General features: G+C 56.1%; 15 protein-coding genes. 5 read left to right on the top strand and 10 right to left on the bottom strand.

Annotation, left to right across the window (positions count from 1 at the left end; all coding sequences use genetic code 11):
* Positions 1 to 75: 75 nt before the first annotated feature.
* The 3 genes from P1X16_RS05680 to kduD all read right to left on the bottom strand — a co-directional run bounded on the left by P1X16_RS05680 (position 76) and on the right by kduD (position 2,132).
* Positions 76 to 417: a cupin domain-containing protein gene (locus P1X16_RS05680; protein ID WP_277226889.1), complete on the bottom strand. Its 342-nt coding sequence runs from the start codon at positions 415 to 417 to the stop codon at positions 76 to 78.
* A 6-nt stretch (positions 418 to 423) separates the two neighbouring features.
* Entirely contained in the window at positions 424 to 1,254 is an 831-nt protein-coding gene (gene kduI, locus P1X16_RS05675; protein WP_277226888.1) for a 5-dehydro-4-deoxy-D-glucuronate isomerase, read from the bottom strand.
* 107 nt (positions 1,255 to 1,361) lie between these two features.
* A complete protein-coding gene (gene kduD, locus P1X16_RS05670; RefSeq protein WP_277226887.1) occupies positions 1,362 to 2,132 on the bottom strand; it encodes a 2-dehydro-3-deoxy-D-gluconate 5-dehydrogenase KduD in 771 nt (256 codons plus the stop codon).
* Between the two features lie 307 nt (positions 2,133 to 2,439).
* Here kduD and P1X16_RS05665 point away from each other — a divergent pair, with 307 nt between their 5' ends.
* On the top strand, positions 2,440 to 3,492 hold the full coding sequence (locus tag P1X16_RS05665; protein ID WP_277226886.1) for a LacI family DNA-binding transcriptional regulator: 1,053 nt from the start codon (positions 2,440 to 2,442) through the stop codon (positions 3,490 to 3,492).
* Positions 3,493 to 3,797: 305 nt separating this feature from the next.
* Here P1X16_RS05665 and P1X16_RS05660 read toward each other — a convergent pair whose 3' ends face one another.
* From P1X16_RS05660 to P1X16_RS05645, 4 genes are all read right to left on the bottom strand, one after another.
* Positions 3,798 to 5,639, bottom strand: coding sequence for a DUF4350 domain-containing protein (locus P1X16_RS05660; RefSeq protein WP_277229462.1), 1,842 nt, complete (start codon positions 5,637 to 5,639; stop codon positions 3,798 to 3,800).
* 400 nt (positions 5,640 to 6,039) lie between these two features.
* A complete protein-coding gene (locus P1X16_RS05655; protein ID WP_277226885.1) occupies positions 6,040 to 7,719 on the bottom strand; it encodes a glycoside hydrolase family 28 protein in 1,680 nt (559 codons plus the stop codon).
* 52 nt (positions 7,720 to 7,771) lie between these two features.
* Entirely contained in the window at positions 7,772 to 9,436 is a 1,665-nt protein-coding gene (locus P1X16_RS05650; protein WP_277226884.1) for a RagB/SusD family nutrient uptake outer membrane protein, read from the bottom strand.
* A gap of 24 nt (positions 9,437 to 9,460) precedes the next feature.
* Positions 9,461 to 12,430 carry a TonB-dependent receptor gene (locus tag P1X16_RS05645; RefSeq protein ID WP_277226883.1) on the bottom strand — a complete coding sequence of 990 codons (2,970 nt, stop codon included), beginning with the start codon at positions 12,428 to 12,430 and terminating at the stop codon, positions 9,461 to 9,463.
* Between the two features lie 286 nt (positions 12,431 to 12,716).
* On the opposite strand from P1X16_RS05645, the gene pncA reads away from it, so the two are divergent.
* A complete protein-coding gene (gene pncA / locus P1X16_RS05640; protein ID WP_277226882.1) occupies positions 12,717 to 13,325 on the top strand; it encodes a bifunctional nicotinamidase/pyrazinamidase in 609 nt (202 codons plus the stop codon).
* Positions 13,326 to 13,454: 129 nt separating this feature from the next.
* Here pncA and P1X16_RS05635 read toward each other — a convergent pair whose 3' ends face one another.
* Complete coding sequence (locus P1X16_RS05635) at positions 13,455 to 13,889, bottom strand: BLUF domain-containing protein (protein WP_277226881.1); 435 nt, start codon at positions 13,887 to 13,889, stop codon at positions 13,455 to 13,457.
* A gap of 359 nt (positions 13,890 to 14,248) precedes the next feature.
* Between P1X16_RS05635 and P1X16_RS05630 the strand changes: the two genes are divergently transcribed.
* On the top strand, positions 14,249 to 15,358 hold the full coding sequence (locus P1X16_RS05630) for a mechanosensitive ion channel domain-containing protein (RefSeq protein WP_277226880.1): 1,110 nt from the start codon (positions 14,249 to 14,251) through the stop codon (positions 15,356 to 15,358).
* 207 nt (positions 15,359 to 15,565) lie between these two features.
* The gene (locus P1X16_RS05625) at positions 15,566 to 16,120 is read left to right on the top strand and encodes a GNAT family protein (protein ID WP_277226879.1); all 555 of its coding nucleotides are present in this window, start codon (positions 15,566 to 15,568) and stop codon (positions 16,118 to 16,120) included.
* Between the two features lie 108 nt (positions 16,121 to 16,228).
* On the opposite strand, the gene P1X16_RS05620 is transcribed toward P1X16_RS05625, so the two are convergent.
* The gene (locus P1X16_RS05620; protein ID WP_277226878.1) at positions 16,229 to 17,347 is read right to left on the bottom strand and encodes a spore photoproduct lyase family protein; all 1,119 of its coding nucleotides are present in this window, start codon (positions 17,345 to 17,347) and stop codon (positions 16,229 to 16,231) included.
* A gap of 592 nt (positions 17,348 to 17,939) precedes the next feature.
* Between P1X16_RS05620 and P1X16_RS05615 the strand changes: the two genes are divergently transcribed.
* Positions 17,940 to 19,469 carry a malate:quinone oxidoreductase gene (locus P1X16_RS05615; protein WP_277226877.1) on the top strand — a complete coding sequence of 510 codons (1,530 nt, stop codon included), beginning with the start codon at positions 17,940 to 17,942 and terminating at the stop codon, positions 19,467 to 19,469.
* 105 nt (positions 19,470 to 19,574) lie between these two features.
* Here P1X16_RS05615 and P1X16_RS05610 read toward each other — a convergent pair whose 3' ends face one another.
* Positions 19,575 to 20,363, bottom strand: a complete 789-nt coding sequence (locus tag P1X16_RS05610; RefSeq protein ID WP_277226876.1) for an SDR family NAD(P)-dependent oxidoreductase — start codon at positions 20,361 to 20,363, stop codon at positions 19,575 to 19,577.
* Positions 20,364 to 20,430 lie beyond the last annotated feature (67 nt).

The raw sequence follows: 20,430 nt of genomic DNA, 5'->3' as shown, positions 1-20,430 counted from the left end.
CCCTATTCCCGTCAGCAGGAGCAGTAGTGTTCTTACTATGGTTAGCTGAAGTCGCATCAGGTTGAAATGAACCAGCTAGATAAAGTCTTCGCGCATGGGGCTGAATGTATCCACGAGCACTCCGGCTTCCAGGCATTCCACGCTGTGCCACACGTTGGAGGGCGCGTAAAACACGTCACCAGGGTGCATCACGCGCGTTTCCTCGCCCACTACCGCCTTAAACACCCCGCTTTGCACGTAGGTAATTTGGGTGTGCACATGGTGATGCAAGGCGCCAATGCCTCCCTTCTCGAATGCCACCCGGACCAGCATCATCTGCGGATCATAAGCCAGCACCTGGCGGCGCATGCCTTCGGCCACCTGCACCCAAGGCTGGCTATCGTTGCCGAGATGGAAGTTGGTTTCAGTAGTTGACATAAGAGTTTAGCGGAGTTGGTCGATGGTAACGGGGTCCATGTCGGTGTACTCGAGGTTCTCGCCGGCCATGCCCCAGATGAAGGTGTAGTTGCTGGTGCCGCAGCCCGTATGAATCGACCACGGGGGCGAAAGCACCGCTTGGCGGTTGTTTACCCACAAAGGCCGGGTCTGCTGCGGCTGGCCCATCATGTGCAGCACCCGCTGGTTTTCGGGCAAGTCGAAGTAAACGTAGACCTCCATGCGCCGGTCGTGCACGTGGCTAGGCATGGTGTTCCACACCGAGCCGGGCTGCAGTTGCGTCAGACCCATTACCAGCTGGCAGCTCTGGAGGCCTTCGAGGTAGATGTATTTATAGATAGTGCGCGCATTGGCCGTTTCCTGACTGCCGAGCTGCACCGGTGTAGCCTCCGCCTGCGTCATGCGCCGCGTGGGATAAGCGTGGTGAGCCGGAGCCGAAAGCAAGTAGTACTGCGCGGGCTGGTTGGCATCAGCAGAGGCAAAAGTTACCTCGCGCGCGTCTTTGCCTACGTACAGGCAATCCTGGTTGCCAAGCTCGTGCACCGTGCCATCGACGGTGACGGTGCCCGCGGCGCCGATATTGAGGATGCCCAACTCCCGGCGCTGCAGGAAAAACTCGGCCTTCAGGTTTTCGGGGTTGGGCAGCGGCAGCGGCTCAGTGGTGGGCACCGCTCCGCCCACAATCATGCGGTCGTAATGCGTATAGACCAACTCGATGGTGCCCGCCACAAACAGGTTCTCCAGCAGGAAATTCTCCCGTAGTTCGTCGGTGGTCATTGCCGCTGTTTCGCGCGGGCCGATGGCATAGCGTTGGGTCATGAGGGAAAGGAAGTGAGTGAGGTAGTAAGGTTTGTTGAGGAAGGTACTAGAACGGTGCGAAAGGCAGCTTAGGTAACCAATTCAGGGCGGCGTGGGTGCTCCTATGGTTAGCGGCCCATCCAGCCACCATCAACGGTGAGGATGGTGCCGTGCACATAGTCGGCCGCCGACGAGGATAGGAAGACGGTAGGGCCTTTAAAGTCGTCGGGGGTGCCCCAACGGCCAGCCGGGATACGGCCCAAGATGCTAGCCGACCGGTCGGGGTCGTTGCGCAGGGCCTCGGTGTTGTCGGTGGCAATGTAGCCGGGCGCAATGGCATTGACGTTGACCCCGCGGCCGGCCCACTCGTTGGCTAGGGCTTTCACAACGGAGCCAATGGCGCCTTTGCTGGCGGCATAGCCGGGCACGTTGATACCGCCCTGGAAGGTGAGCAGCGAAGCGGTGAAGACGATTTTGCCGGAGCCCTGCCGCAGCATTTGGCCGCCGATGGCGCGCGCCAAACGGAACGGCGCGTCGAGGTTGATGCGTAGTACTTCATCCCACAACTCATCGGAATGCTCGGCGGCCGGCGCCCGCTTAATGGTGCCGGCGTTGTTGATCAGGATGTCGATATGCGGGAAGTCGGCTTGCACTTGCGTTATGAAAGCATCCACCTGCGCCCGGTCGCCGAAGTCGGCTTTATAGGCTTTGAAGTCGCGGCCAAGGGCCCGCACCGCTTGTTCGGTTTCACTGCCTTCCAGCGCTAAAGAGGCCGACACTCCGATAATATCGGCGCCGGCTTCGGCCAATCCGATGGCCATCGCCTGGCCGATACCCCGGGTGCAGCCCGTTACCAGTGCGCGTTTGCCAGTCAAATCAAAGGAAGCAGCTAGAGCCATGCGAATAGGAGTTTGTAAACTTTTCGGGAGAAATTAATGTACTTTTCGTACGACAAACAGCACATCTGTTAGGATAAGATTAAAAGTTGTAAACCCCAAAAGGAAGAATAGCACAATGTTTATTCGCGCAAACGTTATCGGGAACGTTGCCGATGTGCGTCTTGACTGGTAGCGATAGTTAAGTTTAGAGAAATTCGGCCAGCTATTTATACTTTCAGCCCCGCAAGCCCCATTCCACTGCTTTTTGCAGGCATTGCACTTTAGAAAGTCTACTCCCTACCCCACTCCTTCCAAATTCGTTTGACCGTTGGAAACATTCACGATAAAAGACATTGCCCGCGAGCTAAACCTTTCCACTTCTACCGTGTCCCGCGCGTTGCGGGGCAGCTACGAAATCAACCCGGAAACGAAGCGGCTGGTAATGGAATGCGCGGAGCGGCTCAACTACCGACCCAACCCTATTGCGCTCAGCCTCAAAGGCAGTTCTAGTCGTGCTATTGGCGTTATTGTACCCCAAATTGCCAACTACTTCTTCTCGCAAGCCATCAATGGCATCGAGGCTATTGCGTATAACCGTGGCTACCACGTTATCATCTTCCAAAGCCAAGAATCGTACGAGCGGGAAATGGCCAACGTCAACCAGGCTATGTCGCGCAAGGTGGATGGCCTGCTAATTTCTCTTTCCAGCGAAACGTCGGATGTGGCGCACCTGCGCGACGTAATCGACAAGAATGTGCCGGTGGTATTGTTCGACCGGGTATCGGCGGAGCTAAACGTGACGCAAGTAGTAGCCGACAACTTCGGCGGAGCTTTTGCCGCTACCGAACACCTCATTTTGTCGGGCCGGCGCCGGATTGCGCACCTTACCATTCAGCCGTGGCTGAGCATCACGCAGGAGCGCCTGGCGGGCTACCGCGCCGCCCTCGAAAAGCATGGTCTGGAATTCGACGAAAACCTGATCCGCTACGGCACCTTCGGCCCCGACGAAGTAGGCCCGATGGTAGACGAGCTCATGGCCCTCGACCCCATTCCCGATGCTTTCTTCACGGCCTCCGACCGACTGGCCGTTGGCTGCCTCAAAGCATTGCACCAGCGCCAGCTTGCCATTCCGGAAGACGTATCCCTTATCGGCTTCACCAACTTGAACGTGGCCGATCTGCTGTCTCCATCTTTGAGCACCGTGGTGCAGCCAGCGCAAGAAATTGGGCAAGTAGCCGCCGAAAGACTAATCGATTTAATCGAGAACAAGCAACGCGCGAAGCCAGTCGACACCGTCAAGATTCCAACCGAGCTTGTCGTCCGCGACTCCACAAACTTTGTTGAACACGCCGAACCTCTTGGCGCCGCCCGCACCCTGTAGGTTTCTGTTGTAGAGTTATTCACCTGCCTAGGGAAGTCAACCTATCCTGTGCAGTCGCCATAGTAAACGCCTGAGCGGGCCAACGGCAAACATTGTGCATTGCTGTTGGCCCGCTCAGGCGTTTACTATGGTTGCTGTACTACTTGCTTTAAAGGTTGACGCGGAAACTTGTGTTGTCTCGTTTATCTGGCTTGCCTCTACAAAGCCTACAAGAATTGTGGAGGCAAGCCAGAAACGAAGAAGCGCACCTTGGTAGCTAGCCAGAGCCTCTCACCACAGGTTCCAGCAAACTAGGTGCGCTTCACTTAACGCCCAGACTGTTGCAGCAGCCAGGTCGCCAGGTCTTTACCGGCCTCGAAGTTGTCGAAGGTGTCCGGGATTTTGCGGCCGTCGGTGTACTCGTTGTAGAGCCATGGGTCGCCGATGGCAAACACGGTTCCTTTGCCCAATTTGGCAGTGGCCATGATAACGCTGCTACCGGTGCTAACCAGCGGCGTGGCCGGGCTCTTCACGTCCAGCACCGATAGTTCTTTGACGTAGGCCGTTTTGGCGGTTTTGAAAACGGCATTGCCCGCCGGGAATTTTACCAAGCCTTGCTCGAATTGGTCGCCTTTCACCATGTTCATGCTGGTGTTGGTGAAAGTGATTCCAAACGCTTTGGCTAGGGTGTTGAAGCGTGGAATCTCGCAGTTCGACGTGTCATTGGCCATCAGTACGAGCGTGCCACCGGCTTTCACCCAATCCGTCACGGCCTGCACATCGGCGGGCTTCACGAAGTTAGGCTGCGGCGACTCTTTCTTGCTGTCCGGATCGACGATGATGTACACGTTCACGCCTTTCAGAGAAGCCGCCGTGGGAGCAGTGGGCACGGTTACGGTTTTGGCGCCTAATTCGCGGAACTGGTTGCCCCACAAGTAGAAGCCGCCGTGGGTGCGCTCTTCCCAGGTGTAGTGCCAGGATTCGGTTTGCCCGCTGAGGTTGTTTTTGCGAGTTTCGTGATTGAAGTAGTTGTCGACAGCCACCGTCTTGCCTTTGCCTAAGGCGCTTTCCGCCGCAACTTCCATTTCCACGCTGGCTAAGATGAAGGGACCCACACCTTTCAGGTCGTTTTTGCGGAGTGGCTCACTTAGGTAGTACTCGAAGCTACCGTCGCGGTAGGGGTTGCCGCCGAGGCCCCCCACGCTTACTGTCCCATTGAAGGCCAGCGCATTGCCCTCCGTAGCCACGAAGGTTTTCAGCAGCCCGTCGTAGCCTTTCTTGGCAACGGCCGCGTACTTGTTGTCTAGGTAGCCCATCCGCACGCCTTTCGCCAACGCGTACACAAACATGCTGCTGCCCGAAGCTTCGGCGTAGTTGCCTTTGCGGGTGGCTTGGTCTACTACCAACGACCAAGTGCCGGTTTTGGGGTCTTGGTACTTAGCTAGCACCGGAGCCAAGCGTTGCACATCCTTGATAAGCTGCGCCCGTTGCGGATGGTTGGCGGGGAAATAATCCAGCACATCTACTAAGGCCATGGCGTACCAGCCCATGCCCCGGTCCCAGAAGTTGGGCGACTGGCCAGTGGTTTTGTTGGCCCATTTCTGCTCCTTGCTTTCGTCGTAGCCGTGGTAAAGCAGGCCGGTTTTGGGGTCCACCAGGTTTTTCTCGATGAGAGCAAACTGCTTGGCCACGTCGTCGAAACCAGCGGGCTGATTGAATAGCTTGCTGTACTCGGCGTAGAAAGGCTCGGCCATGTAGAGGCCATCGAGCCACATTTGGTTGGGGTAGATTTTCTTGTGCCAGAAGCCACCCGCTTGGGTGCGCGGCTGGCCGTCAAGCTGCTTGCGCAGGAGCTGAGCGGCTTTCACGTACTTCTGCTGCGTTGCCTGGCTGCCCAACGACAGCTGGCTTAAGAGCAACAGTGCGTGGCCAGTAGTGAGGTTATCGAGGTTGTAGTCTTCCAGCTTGTAGGTGCGAATAGTGCCGTCGGGCAACACAAACTGGTCGAGGTCTTTTTGGATGTACGTGAAGTAGCGGGCGTCGCCGGTACGCTCCCATACGCGCTCCAAGGCTTTCATCATCAGGCCTTGTTCGTAGTCCCAACGGGCGGTTTTACGGGTGCCAATCAGAATGGAATCAGGGTGCCAGCTAATGAAGGCATCCGCCATGCGTTGCGACATAGCCGGACCAGCGGCCGGCTTGGCTGGCGTTTGCGCGTTGGTGGTAAGGGAGGCCAGCAGCAGGCCAGCGGAAAGGAAGCGGCGAAAGGACATGCAGTGAATTTAAACTGAGACTTTACTAGACTAGAAGCTAGTTGCGCGCCCCATGAAGGAGCGGCCGGGGTGGTTGAATGCTATTTTTTACCTCGAACGTCATGCGCTGACAAGCTTGCCATGACGGTCATTTCAACTACGGTAGCACAGTGGTTGGAGCAGCATGTGCTGTGTAAGTGTAAGCAGGATGCCTCAACTAAACAACTTTCGCACCGATACTAACAACCCCGATTGCGCTGAAGAGCAACTTCCTCTTCTCAAGTGAGAAGAGGAAGTTTGCCTTAACAATCTGCGGCTACCGTTGCGAAATCGTGACCACCTTCTTGGCTACTTTCTGGCCGACTTCCACGTCCTTTTTAGCTGACTTAGTATTGGTGTTAACAAGCTTCACCGCTTTGCTTCGGTCGCCGGTGACGCGCAGCAGCAGGTCGGCGCCGGCAGCATACCGGATGTTGTCGAGGGTGATGTTCTGGCTGTTCTGCACTTCCAGCACGGGCTTGGTTTCGGTGGAAAACAACGCCACATTTTTGAAGCTAATGCCACTACCTTCCTGGCACACCAACCCTCTTTTGCTTTCCAGCACCGCGTTTTCAATTTCGATATCCTTCACATTCATCTCCGGCAGCCCGCGCACCAAGATGCCCGTAGCCGCGCCTTTGCACGTCACGTTTTTGATGCGGAAGTTGCGGAACACGGGCGTGCCCTCCCCTAGTGGCTCGGCTTTGATTTCGGGAATGGAAAACGCTTCGCCGTTCACTTGCACCGGGTCTTTGGCGGCGTAGTACATGTCGAACAGGATGGCTTCGCCGGCAATGTCGGTCATGTCAACGCCATCTACGAAGATGTTCTCGACCACACCACCGCGGCCCCGCGCGGTCTTGAAACGCAGGCCCACGTCGGTACCGATAAACGTGCAGTTGCTCACGTATAAGTTGCGCGCCCCGCCCGACATTTCACTGCCAATCACGAAGCCACCGTGGGCGTGGTAGACTTTCGTGTCGCGAATGATGAAGTTCTCGGTGGGTACGCCGCGCTTGCGACCCTGCTCGTCGCGGCCCGACTTGATGCAGATTCCATCATCGCCCACGTCGAAGGTGCAGTTGTCTACAATGCCGTTGCGGCACGATTCCAGGTCAAGAGCATCGGTATTCTGGCCGTACCAGGGGTTGCGGGCTGTTACGTTGCGGAGCGTGATGTCTTCGCAAAGCAGCGGGTGAATGGTCCAGGCGGGTGAGTTTTGGATGGTGAAGTCTTCGAGCAGTACCTTCTTGCAGCGCTGCAAACTCAGCATATTGGGCCGCAGAAAGTCTTTGATATCGGCGAAATCAGCAACGTCCTTGCCGGGCTGCAGGATGCCGGGCTTTGAAGTAGTGGAGCCCTTCAACGACTGCGCCGTGGGGTACCACGTGGTGCCTTTCGCATCGAGCACGCCGCCCGACTTCACTAGCTTCTGCCACTGGCCTTCGCTGAGTTTTTCTTTCTTCACCATGCGCCACGCATCGCCAGCCCCATCAAAAGTACCTTCCCCGGTGATGGCAATGTTTTGCAGATCGTAGCCCGAAATCGGCGACTGGTTGCGCACGGCGTCCACGCCTTCCCAGTTGGTTTTTATCAGCTTGAAATCCGAGAGCTTGTTGCTGAACTGCACCAGTGCGCCGCGCTTCACGTGCAGGTTCACGTTGTTTTTCAGCTCGATGGGGCCTGTGAGCCACAAGCCGCGCGGCACCAACACCACGCCACCTTTCTGGCTGCATGCCTCAATGGCCTTGCGAAACGCTTCGGTGTTTAGGGTCTGGCCGTCGGCAACCGCGCCATACTTTACAATGTTGAAGGTGTCTTTGCTAAACGAGGGCTCAACTACTTTCGGCAGGTCGGGCACGGCAGACGCACTGGCTACCGGCTTTGCGGCCGCGGGCCGAAAGGCGAGAGTAGAGCTGGCAATGAGAGCGAAAAGGCAAACGGTGAGTTGTTTCATAAGTACAAGTAAAACCCCACCAACGAGCAGTCAGTGGGGTTTCGGGAAAGTGTTATCTGTATCCTTGGTTCTGCGTGAATTCCGCTCTGTTTTGGATGGCATCTAATTGCCGCTGCGGAATGGGCCGTAGCATGTGGTAATCTTGAATGCTAGCGCCCGCTTCGGGGTTGTTGGCTTTCACCCGTGATACCAGTTTACCGGTACGCTTGAGGTCAAACCAGCGCAGCTGCTCGCCGGCTAGTTCCCGCGCCCGCTCGTCCAGAATGAAGTCCAAGCTCAAATTAGAGGCCGCTATTTCCATCTGCGACTCTTTGCCCGGGATGGCCGCCCGCCGCCGCACCGTGTTGATTTGGGTGACAGCCTTTGGGAGGTTGCCGAGCTTGAAGTTAGCTTCAGCGGCCATCAAATACACGTCGGCCAAGCGGATAATGTAGGCGTCGCGGGCGCTTTGCTCTTCAGCGATGGTAGGACGCGTTGGGTCGTCGAACTTACGTAAGCACACGTAGTGCAGCCGGTCGCCGACCACCGCACCCGTGTTGGGATTATACACCTTGCTTAAATCGTAGGTGCGGTAGTTCTTGGCGTTTTCAACGCTGGTTGGAATTTCCTTTTTGGTGGCCAGAATAGCAGTATCGCCTTTGGCCAGGGGCTTGGCCCCGGTCACGGCCGTGTTAGCAATCCAGGCGGTTTTGAACGAGGCGAGGTAGCGCGAATCCTTCGTCTCGTCGAACAGCCTGAGTAGGAACAGCGACGGCATGTAGCGGTTGAAGGGGCGGCCATTAGCTATGTCGCGCGTCATGCCGGGCTGGTCGTCGTACTTCATCGTCCAAAGCAAGTGGCCGTTGTTGCCGCCGCGGGGGTGCCCATAAGGCTCCGGGAACAGGTTTATATCTACCCGGTCGTTCAAACTCAGCTCTTTCGCGTAGTTGACCGCCCACAAAACTTCCTTATTTTCCAAGTTAGTCATCGACCACAAATCGGCGTAGCTTTTCTGCAGCGTGAAGCTGTAGCCGCTGATTACTTTTTCGGCTAAGTCGGCGGCCTCCTTGTTCTGGCCGCGCGTCAGATACATTTTGGCCAGGAAAGCTTCGGCCGCAGGCTTTGTTACCCGGCCATAATCGGTGGTGGTAGTCGGCAGGTTGGCTACTGCAATGTTCAGGTCCTCGAAGATCTGGTTGTAGAAAGTGTCGACGGGCGTGCGGTTGGCCGTGGTTTGCACGGTGGTCGTTTCTTCGGTGGTGAAGTGCACGCCGCCCCAGGTTTCCACAATGTGCCAGTAGTAGAAGGCCCGCAGGAAGCGCAGTTCGCCTTCGCGTGTTTTCATCTGCGCATCCGTCATGCCCGATTGCCCGATGCGGTTGATGCCCGCGTTGCAGAGGTTGACGGCCGCATACAGTTTGCCCCACAAGCTTTCAAGCGCCCGTGAGCTGCCTTGGAGCGTGGTATAATCGGTCAGGTCGGGGTTTACGTCACCGGCCCCGCGCTGCCACAGGTCGGTGCCCATTTCGGATATGCTGTAGCCGTCTTCCTTACCGTACCACCAGCGGTTGTACGAGTAGGCGGCGTTAACCAGCGTTTCAAAACCAGCCGGCGTGGTGTATACGTTTTCGGCCGTGAGGCCCGAGGGGTTGTATTCTTCTAGCTGCTTTTCGCAGGCGGGGAGCGTAAGCGTGAGCATCCCGGCCGCCAGCACAAGTTTAAATTTCGAGTATTTCATGTCTGTTCGTGCGTGAGGATGATTTTAAAAACCGAGGTTGATTCCCGCTAACACCACGCGCGGAATGGGCGCCGTAATGGCCCCGCCACGCTCCGGGTCATAGTCCTTGATGTCGCTCCACGTCACGAGGTTCTTGCCTTGTATATACACCCGCAACGACGACATGTGCAGCTTCTCCAACACCGATTGGGGAATATTGTAACCAAGCGTAGCGGCGCGCAACTTCACGTACGAGCCGTCGCGGTAGTACAGCGTGTTGCCATACAGGGCGTTTTGCTGCGTGGTTTTCGACAAGCTCGCATCCGGCCGCGGGTAGTCGTTTGAGGGATTTTCGGGCGTCCAGTAGTTCTGCTGCGAGCTGTTCTCGATGCCTTGCGGGTCGAAATAGCTGTTGTATTCGTAGTTGAACATCTGGCCCATGCGGGCAAAGAACTGGAACGACAAATCGAAGCCTTTGTAGCTGAAGTCGCTGTTAAAGCTGCCGTTCCACTTGGGCACGCGCCAGCCCAGCACTTTGCGGTCGGCGCTGGCCGTAATCTGACCGTCGCCGTTCAGGTCGCGCACCTTGATCTGACCGGGCTTCTGCCCGTAGGCTTTGGCCTCGTCGGCTTCGTCTAATTGCCAAATGCCGATTTTCTCGTAATCGTAGATCACGCGAGTAGGCGAGCCAATAAACCAGCCATTGGAGATGTCGCTGTTGGCTCCGCCCAAGTCCACGATTTCTTCGCGGTTGAGAAACCACGTCGCACCCGCGTTCCACTTGAAGTTCTCGTTGTCGATGATGCGCCCATTCAGGCCGACTTCGATGCCCTTGTTGCGGGTTTTGCCAATGTTCTGCGTGATAACCGATACGCCCGAGCTTAGCGGCAAGAACCGGTCGAGCAACAGGTCGCTGGTTTCGGTGTCGTACACGTCAACCGAGCCCGTGATGCGGTTGTCGAGCACAGCATAGTCCAGACCGATGTTTTTGGTGTTCGACAGTTCCCACCCTAGCTCCGGGTTGCCGATGCGGTTGGCAAAGGTGTAGCCCGCAGCACTGGTTTCGCCATAAGCAAACGGAATACGCGCCAGCAACGACTGCGACGAATACACCGGTACGTCGTAGTTGCCGGCCCGCCCATAGCTCACGCGCAGCTTCAAGTCGGAAATGGCGCTAACCCCTTTCATAAAGTCTTCATCGATGACGCGCCACGCCACGGCAGCCGACGGGAAGAAAGCCCATTTGTTGCCCGCCGCTAGCTTCGAGGAACCGTCGCCGCGGCCTGTGAGGGTGAGCAAATAGCGGCCCTTATAGCCGTACTGCACGCGGCCCGTAAACGAAATCAGTTTGCTGTCTTCGTAGCCGCTGTTGATACCAATTTGCTGGTTGGCGTTGGCCAGGTTGTAGTAAAGCTGCGAAGCCAGCAACTGGTTGCGGCCTTGGGCGTTGGAATTCTCGGTGTTGAACGTGAGCAACGACGTAACGCCAGTAGCCGTGAGGGAATGGTCGCCGAACGTCTTGTTGTAGTTGATGATGTTTTCCCAGCTCCAGTTGGTAAGAAACTGGGTACCGTACGACGATTGCGGCACCGAGCCGTTGCGGTCCAAGGTGTTACTACCCTGGTAGATACCCGTGCGGGCATTGGACAGCGTGAGGCCTAGGTTGGAGCGAATGTTCAGGCTCGGCAGAATCTGGTAGCTAACATAACCCGTCGTGAAGGTGCGCGTGGTGCGGGCGTTGTTCTCGTAGTTGCCGTTTACCTCATCAATGATGGGGTTGATAAAGTTGCCACTGTTGGGGAAGATGGCAATGTTGCCGTTCGCGTCGTAGGGCGTGAGCAGCGGGTTGATCTTATTGGCCTGGTTGGTGGGGTCGCGCCGGGTGCTCTGGTTGTAATATGTGAGCTGGCTTTGCAGGCCAATAGTGATTTTCTTGTTGATCTCCTGATCGATGTTAAAGCGAATGGAGTAGCGGTTGAGGTTGTCTAGTTTGAACAGCCCTTGCTCGTTGAAATAGTCGAACGAGGTGTAGAACTTAGTTTTGTCGGAGCCGCCCGACAGGCCGATTTGGTGCTCCTGCTGCACGCCTTTACGGAGCAGCAAATTCATCCAGTCGGTCGAACCCCCGTTGGCAATCGACTCTAGCTCGTACGGCGTGAAGATCTTAGGATCATCCGCCGCGCTGTTCCACAAGCCCGTTGTGCGGTTGGCTTCCCGCTTTTGCGCCGCGTACTGTTCGGCGTTGTTTACCTTAGGGTAGTACGCAACGTCGGTCTGGCCGTAGTAAGAGTTGATGGTAACCCGTGGCTTGCCTGAAGAGCCGCGCTTCGTGGTAACGATGATAACGCCGTTGGCGCCGCGCGAACCGTAAACGGCCGTGGAAGCGGCGTCTTTCAACACCTCCATCGACTGAATATCGTTGGGGTTGATATCCTGAATAGAGTTGTACTGCACCCCATCCACAATGAACAGCGGGCCGTTGTTGGCCGTGAGCGAACGGTTGCCGCGCACCGTCACGTTGACGCCCGATGTGGCCGAACCGCTGCTGCGCGTGATGTCTACACCGGGCAGGCGCCCCTGCAACGACTCCATTACGTTGGCCGCCGGGGTCTTTTTAATGTCCTCTTCTTTTACCGACACAATAGCGCCCGTTACGTCGCTCTTCTTCACCTGCCCGTAGCCAATTACCACTACTTCGTCCAGCGCCTTAGTATCCGACGCCAATCTGACTTTCAGGTTGGCTTCGTCTTTGGCCGTTACGGTTTGGGTGACGTAGCCGATGTAGCTTATCGTGAGCTGCACCTCGCTGGTCGTAGCGGGTACGCTTAGCGTGAACTGCCCGTCCATGTTGGTGGACGCGCCATTGGTGGTGCCTTTCACCAGCACCGTCACCCCGGCCAATCCTTCGCCGGTGGCTGCGTCCAGCACTTGCCCTGAAAGTTGCCGAGTCTGCTGAGCCCAAGCCGGAGCGGCTGCGCACAACAGAATAGCAGGTAGTAATAAACCGTGCTTCATACTAGTGGGAATTGAAGTGAAGAAAGGAAGCAAATCGACACGGTACGCTTAAACTGTGGCCTAGCCAGAAGTTACCGTTGTCTGATATTAGATAACTCAAACCTTTGCGAATCAGAAAGAGGGCTGTTTTTTTATGCAATCGTTACCGGCAACGTTGCCATCGATTGCAGCTGCTTGATTCTTTTCTTGGTTCCTGCGCTAGTTTTAGCGCTCGAAACAAAACCGGTTTTATCTTGGACGGAAAGAAGCCCCCCTTGGTCTTCGCCTTCACTTTTTGTGTTCTTTCATGAAAGCCCTCTTGCTGATCGACATCCAGAATGACTTTGTACCCGGCGGCGCACTCGCCGTAGCCGATGGCGATGCTATCATTCCACTAGTCAATGACTTGCAGCCCCGCTTCGACTTGGTAGTGGCTACGCAGGACTGGCATCCGGCCGGGCACGGCAGCTTTGCCAGTAGCCACCCAGGCCAGCAGCCTTTTCAGCAAATCGACTTACACGGCCTGCCCCAAACGCTATGGCCCGACCACTGCGTGCAAGCCACTCCCGGCGCCGAGTTCCATCCCGCCCTCGACCAGCACCGTATCGAGGCCGTCTTCCGCAAAGGCACCAACCCCGATATCGATTCATACAGCGGCTTCTTCGACAACGGGCATCGCAAAGCCACCGGCCTCACCGACTACCTGCGCGGCCGCGGCGTAACGCAAGTCTACCTCGCCGGCCTGGCTGCCGACTACTGCGTGTACTTCTCGGCAAAAGATGCGCTGGAGCAGGGCTTCGAGGTGTTTTACATTGAAGATGCTACGCGCGCTATTTCCGCCGAGGGCTACCAACAAGCCCGCGCCGACCTGCTGGCGCACGGCGCGCATTTCCTAGCCGCTGCCGACGTTCAGTAAAAGCTCTTGCCGGCCCAAGCAGAAAGTCCAACCACAGTTAGCTTACCGAACTAACTGTGGTTGGACTCTTTGCTTAAGTAAAAATGGCAGTAGCGAAATGGGCTACAACAAGCCAATGAGCCTGTAGCGTTACAGGCGGAATGGGGATTCTTGCTTGTGGCAGAACTCTTTTAGGAGGTCGAGCACCTCGTTTTCGGCCGGAATCGGGGAGGATGCCGGAAAGGATGCGGCATCGGGGTTGAAATAGCCAAGCAGCCGCTCGAAGTCCTTGGGAGCAGCTGTTGTGAATCCCATCGACCAGTCGGGAAAAGTGCGTTGCGTAATCTGGCCGTCTGACAGCTTCATAATTCGCGTGTGGCGAAAGTCCCGCTCGATTACTTGGTAGAGTTCCGCTACTTCGTGCTGTTCGCCTTCCAGCACTTGCATGATGTTGTCGTCGCAGCAAAGCAGCATGCCGGTAATGCCGCGGCTGGTGTTTTTAACTCTCGATTTCAATAAGATGGTTTTCAATTGTTGCTCGTCGAAGCTTCCGACTACCGAACTCAGATACACAATGTGATACATAGGTGCTTACTCGTTTTCTTAAACTATCTGTCGTTGCCGTTTAGCGTCAGCTCAATAAATATTAATCACAGTCCATATTTACGACTTTCCGGGGTAAGTTCCCGAAACGGCGCGGCAGTTCCGCCAACTCTTTTAAGCGGCAAGACCTTGGGAAAGTAGCAATGATTGTGGCAGCTAGACAACCACTTACAAGTCAATCAGTAAGCATACTACTAATTGAATAGTAGGGCTACCACCTGCTCGTGTAATCCTGGTGCTGTCACCTGCTCGTGAGCTTGTTGCTGCTAAGCCAGAAAATGCGCTGCAAGCAACCTTTCGACTTGGAGCCGGGTACTGTCAGATGAATTTGCTTGTTGCGCATGAAACTGAACTTACCGGAACTTCTGCCCGATCAGGCGGAAGCTGTTTTGCACACACTGGCCTTGGTAGCGGGTGGTTTGGCCGTAGGGTTGCTTATCAAATTTGTTGTCTTCCGGGTACTACGTGCGTACAATAAGCGCGAAACCACGCTCCTCTCCCACTCTGTTGCCAAACACCTGAACCACGCCAGCACCTTCTTTTTCCCGGTGCTTACGCTGCTATTTGTATTGCCATTGGTTCCGCTTTCACCCAAGCATTTGGGAATCCTAGAGCGCGTGGCGGTAACGGCCTTCGTGGTCACGTTTGCGTGGGGACTGGTGAAAACCGTGGACGTAATCGAGGACCTAATAAAGCAGCACTACCAGCTCGATGGCGACAACAACTTGCAGGTTCGCAAGCTGTTCACGCAGTTGCAATTCGTGCGCAAGTTGGTGGTCTCCATTATCATATTCGTGGCCATGGCGCTCATTCTGATGAGCTTCGCGACGGTACGTCGGATCGGGACCGGCCTGCTGACCTCGGCGGGTATTGCCAGCGTGATTGTGGGCTTTGCGGCGCAGCGTTCCATTGCCAACTTGCTGGCTGGCTTTCAGATTGCCTTCACGCAGCCTATCCGCATTGACGATGTACTGGTGGTAGAGGGCGAATGGGGCCGGGTCGAGGAAATAACGTTTACGTATGTGGTGCTGCGCATCTGGGACGAGCGGCGGCTGGTGTTGCCCATCAACTACTTTATCGAGAAGCCTTTCCAGAACTGGACCCGCACCGCGTCGCAACTTATCGGTACGGTTTTCATCTACACCGATTACACGCTGCCGGTAGACGAAGTGCGCGCTGAACTGAAACGGCTCGTGGAGAAGAACCCGCTCTGGGACAAGCGCGTGTGCGTGCTGCAGGTCACCGACTCCAAAGAGCGCACCATGGAACTACGGGCCCTGATGAGCGCCTCGAACTCCAGCCGGGCCTTTGATCTGCGTTGCGAAATACGGGAACAATTAGTGGCTTTTATCCAAACGAACTACCCCGACAGTCTACCCAAGACCCGCACTACCATGGACGCGCCGGAGCAGCCTTTCCTACCCTCGGGAGCAGTAGCGGAAGCAAGCTAGACAGCAACTATTCTTGGAAAAAAGGGCACTCCCCGCCTTGTTTTGGGGTTCTATACGACTGTCCATTGCATAATCGCAGCTAGTTACGCTGCCTAATATCTGTTAGCCAAGCTCAACAGTGGCTGACGATGTCGTATCTTGGCAGGTTCACACTCATCTGGCGTGTCACTCTTTTGCTAGAGCACGCCTCTTCTTACTGCCGATTTTATGATTCAATTAGAATATTTCACTCCCGCCGACTTCAAGCAATTGATTGGCTGGATTCAGGACCCGGAATTGCTCCAAAACTGGTCGGGTTCACTATTCAGCTTTCCCCTAACCGAAGACAAACTTGCGTGGTACCTAGAAGGCACCAACAACCCACCCGAATCGGACGCGCTGGTATACAAGGCCATCGAATCAAGAAGTGGTGAAACGGTGGGACACATTTCGCTCGGCGGCATTAGCCAAAAAAATAATTCGGCTCGTATCAGCCGCGTGCTCGTGGGCAATACTACGGTTAGAGGCCGTGGCGTGTGCCAGGGCATGATAAAAGCAGTGCTGAAAATTGGCTTCGAGGACTTAGGCCTGCACCGCATCGACCTTGGTGTTTACGATTCCAACACGGCGGCTATTGCGTGCTACGAAAAGTGCGGCATGAAGAAAGACGGCATCATGCGTGATGTGCTCAAACACGGCGACAGTTATTGGAGCCTCATAGAAATGAGCATGCTGGAGCACGAATGGTACGAACTCCACGGCAAGAAAGCCGCTGTTTTGTAAGTGTAACTGGCAGTATTTTTCACGAAGTACTGCTAACCCTATACAAGCAAAGAGGGCGCGCAAACCTAGGTTTGCGCGCCCTCTTTGCTTGCAAGCACTGTGCACAGGCTACGTCCAATACTGAATGGGAGCGTTAGGGAAACGCTGTTGCCACTCTTCGTAGAAGAACTGCTTGAGCGGGCGCATGTCGTCGGGCTGGTAGACGTATTTCACGCCGCCAAACTTGTTGCGCTTAGCGGCCCGGATGCTTTCGTCGAAGTTGAGCGACGTATTGGGGTACCACTCGCGCAGCACATCGCGCGAGCCCGGCGTGAAGCGGTGCGTAATGAACTCCACGGTCAGGTCGCAATCGAAGTCGAGGGCAGCAGCTACCCGGTCGAGCAGATTAGTGTAGTGCTCGCGCCAGTCAGGAACCAGCATAATGGGGGCCAGTACCACCCCTACCGGGTAGCCACCCCCACCCTGCTCGACCGGCAGGGCCAGCTTGCGCAGCGCCTGGATGCGGGCTTCCACTGAGGCGGTGCCGCCTTCCATACGCCGGGCCACAGGCTCGGCATTCAAGCTGACGCGGGCACGGGTGTGCCCCTGGTGCGGCAAGTCCAGCAGCGAATCGACGTGGTTGTACTTGCTCACGAAGCGCAGCCGCGACCCTTCGCGCGTGCCGTAATACCGAATGCACTCGGCCAGGCTACCCGTCAGGTGCTCGATGCCTAGCACGTCGGTGTAGCAGCTTACCTCGAAGCTGGTGAGGCGGCCGGGCTGCTCGTAGTTGGCGGTGTTTTCGAGAAGCTGGGGCAAGTTGGCAAATACGCGCACTACCGGCGGGCCCTGCAAGCTACCGGCTAGGTAGCAGTACTGGCAGTGAGCGGGGCAGCCTTCGGCTAGGTTCATCTGCCAGTCGGCGGAAGGCGGCGTGGGCTGCAGGCGCAAGGCACCGGCGGGGGCCTTTACCACGGCCAGCGTGTTTTTGGCGTTGCGGTAGGTTTCACGCGCATCGGCACCGCGCAGGTTGGTGAGGCGGTTGCTCTTCAGCACTTCCACCTCCAAGTCGTGCGCCGTTACCCGCTCGTAAATCTGCTGACCGAAGGGCTCGTCGAGCGCATCGGGCGTGAAAAGCACCCGCTTCGGCAGCCACAGCTTGGCCGACTTCGTGAGGGGCTCTGGCGCAACAAAAGGAGCTGGCGCCGACTGATCGAATAGCGGTAATACGGGCAGGGAATCGAACATGAATATGCGGATTTGGTAGCTGTTGATAGAACACCAAACCCTACTATATAGGTCCTTAAAACCGCTCAAATACCCGTATTTTACCGCTTTTTTAAAGGTTTTTTACGTTGTTAAACACGCGTTTTACAAGCCAATGTTACGCCAGCGGAACTAGGTAAACAGCAGCTTTTTCTGCGGCCTTATGGAGTAGCCTACTTACTCTAATACCTGCTTGTTGAAGTACCTCGTGCTCTATCAGTTAGATAAGATCAAGCAAGAGAAGCGGTACGCTTGGCGCCTAGAAAACCGGCTTCCTTTAGGAGGCTAAGCTTCTTATCAGCTGAAGTAGAGTGGTGCTTTTAGAGTTCTAGCACTAGTTTTACGCCACTAGTTCCACGAGTACAACTTCATGCTAGCGACAGAATAGCCCACATATTTTGGCGGGCCCTCAACTACCTAAATTGCTCCTGCTGACCCTCAACAGCACCTTTTCTGCATGTTTCTTCGTACTCTGGAATTCCGCTCATCTAACTATTGTCTTTCCTAGTCTGCCCCGGCCTGATGCTTTCCAGCAGTAAGCCGGGGCGGGTTCTGTAACTCTGCTTCTCAACCTATGCCAACCAACGATATTTCCGCTGATCAGCCCGTAACCGACGTCATTCTCATCGGTGCGGGCATTATGAGCGCCACGTTGGGGATGATGCTCAAAGAGCTGGACCCTAACCTAACTATCACTGTGTTCGAGCGGCTGGACGTGGCGGCCGCCGAAAGCTCCGACGCGTGGAACAATGCCGGTACCGGCCACTCCGCTTTCTGCGAACTAAACTACACCCCAGAGCGCCCCGACGGCTCCATCGACATCAGCAAGGCCCTGAAAATAGCCGAGCAGTTCGAGGAGTCGAAGCAGTTCTGGTCGTTTCTAGCTGAGCGCTACGAGGTAAAAGATATTCAGCGCTTCATCAACCACATCCCGCACATGAGCTTTGTGTGGGGCCTCAAAAACGTGGAGTATCTGCGCAAGCGCCACGCGGCCCTCACGCAGTCAGCGCTGTTCAAAGGCATGGAATTCTCGGAAGACCGGGCGCAACTGCAAGACTGGATGCCGCTGGTCATGGAAGGCCGTGACCCCGAGCAACCCGTAGCTGCCACCCGCATGGATCTGGGTACCGACGTCAACTTTGGCTCCCTCACCCGCGGCATGTTCACGCTGCTGCAAAACAAGCCAGGCGTCACGTTCCACTTTCACCACGAGGTGCAGAAGCTCCGGCAGAAGCAAGAAGACGGACTCTGGCGCATCAGGGCCAAGAACCTGACTACGGGCGAGACCGTGAAAGTGCGCGGCCGCTTTGTGTTCATTGGGGCCGGGGGTGGCTCATTACCGCTACTCGAGAAATCCGGAATTCCAGAAGCCAACGGGTTTGGTGGCTTCCCGGTGAGTGGGCAGTGGCTGAAATGCATTAACCCGGCCGTAATTGCCCGGCACCAAGCCAAGGTGTACGGCAAAGCCGCCGTGGGCTCGCCGCCTATGTCGGTGCCTCACTTGGATACGCGCATGATTGAAGGCAAGCGCGAGTTGTTGTTTGGCCCCTATGCCGGCTTCAGCACCAAGTTCCTGAAAACCGGCTCTTACCTGGACTTACCGGGCTCGATTCAGCTCAACAACCTGCGGCCCATGATTATGGCCGGCCTTAAAAATATTCCGCTTACTAAATACTTGATTCAGCAGGTGCGCCAGTCGCCGCAAGACCGGGTGGCGGCATTGCGGGAGTATTTGCCCGAGGCCCGGCCCGAAGATTGGGAATTAGCTATTGCCGGTCAGCGCGTGCAGGTTATCAAGAAAGACAAAAAGGAAGGCGGTGTGCTGGAATTCGGTACGGAGGTAGTAAGTGCCGCCGACGGTTCTATTGCCGCATTGCTTGGGGCCTCACCGGGTGCCTCTACGGCCGTGAGCATCATGGTGAACCTTATTCAGAAGTGCTTTCCGCAGCAGTCGGCTACGCCCGAGTGGCAAGCTTGCTTCCGCGAAATGCTACCCTCGTTTGGCAAGTCGTTATCCGATGACCCAAAACTAGTAGAGCAGGTGCGGGCCCGTACCAATGCCGTGCTAGGACTGAACGTAGAACAGGTGGCGGAGAAGCAATAAGCGCCTTTTGACGCAACAAGAAGGGCTGGAATCCGGAGTAGGTTAGTTGACAACCTAGTCCGGATTCCAGCCCTTTTCTGTGCTCGTGCTACAGCCAACCTAGCTTTAGCGGTTGTTCATTTGCTGGAATATGTCGTCCAATTCAGTCCGGGAGGCCAGCCGGTTCCTTTCCGAGGTACCGAAGCCCACCTCGATTTCGCCAGCCGCCAGCCGCGCCATCACCGAATCGGCAAACTCATCTACGGGCACCCCAAAGGTGTGCAAGCCGGGCCCGCCCAGATCGGTGTTTACCGCCGGCGGAACAATCTCCAGCACCTTGATATGCGTGTCTTTCAGCTGATGACGCAAGGACAGCGTGAAGGAATGCAGCGCCGCTTTAGTAGCGCTGTAGATAGGCGCAAACGCCGCCGGAGCAAAGGCCAAGCCCGAGGTCACGTTGATAATGGCCGGATCGGGCTGCTCGCGTAGGTGATTGATGAACAGGATGCTTAGATGAATGGGCGCATCCACGTTGATGGCAATTTCGTGCTGGCGCGTTTCCCACGACTCGGTATCAGTAGCGAATTGCACCCGGTTCTGGATGCCCGCATTGTTGACCAACACGTTCACTGTCGGAAACTCCGACCGTACCCAGGCGAGCAGGGCCACTCGTTCGGCGGCCACGCCCACGTCACAAACACGGGTGTGCAGGCCGGGCAGCTTCTGCTTGGCCTCCTCCAGCTTGTCGGCGCGGCGGCCACAGACGATAACCGTGCTGCCGGCTTTTATGAAACGCTCGGCCAAGGCGAAACCAATACCTGAGGCACCTCCGGTAATAAGAACTGTATTTGCGGCTAGATTCATGGGGGTGGTTGTAGTAAAGACGAAAACACCGAGCAAGTGACGGTGGCTCATACCATCACCTCCGGCTATCAACAAACCTTACTACGACTGGCGCCACGGGGTTGTGCTATAACTCGTA

The sequence above is a fragment of the Hymenobacter sp. YC55 genome (assembly GCF_029433095.1).
In the GTDB taxonomy this organism is placed as follows: domain Bacteria; phylum Bacteroidota; class Bacteroidia; order Cytophagales; family Hymenobacteraceae; genus Hymenobacter.
This window is presented reverse-complemented; position numbering and strand designations above follow the sequence as displayed.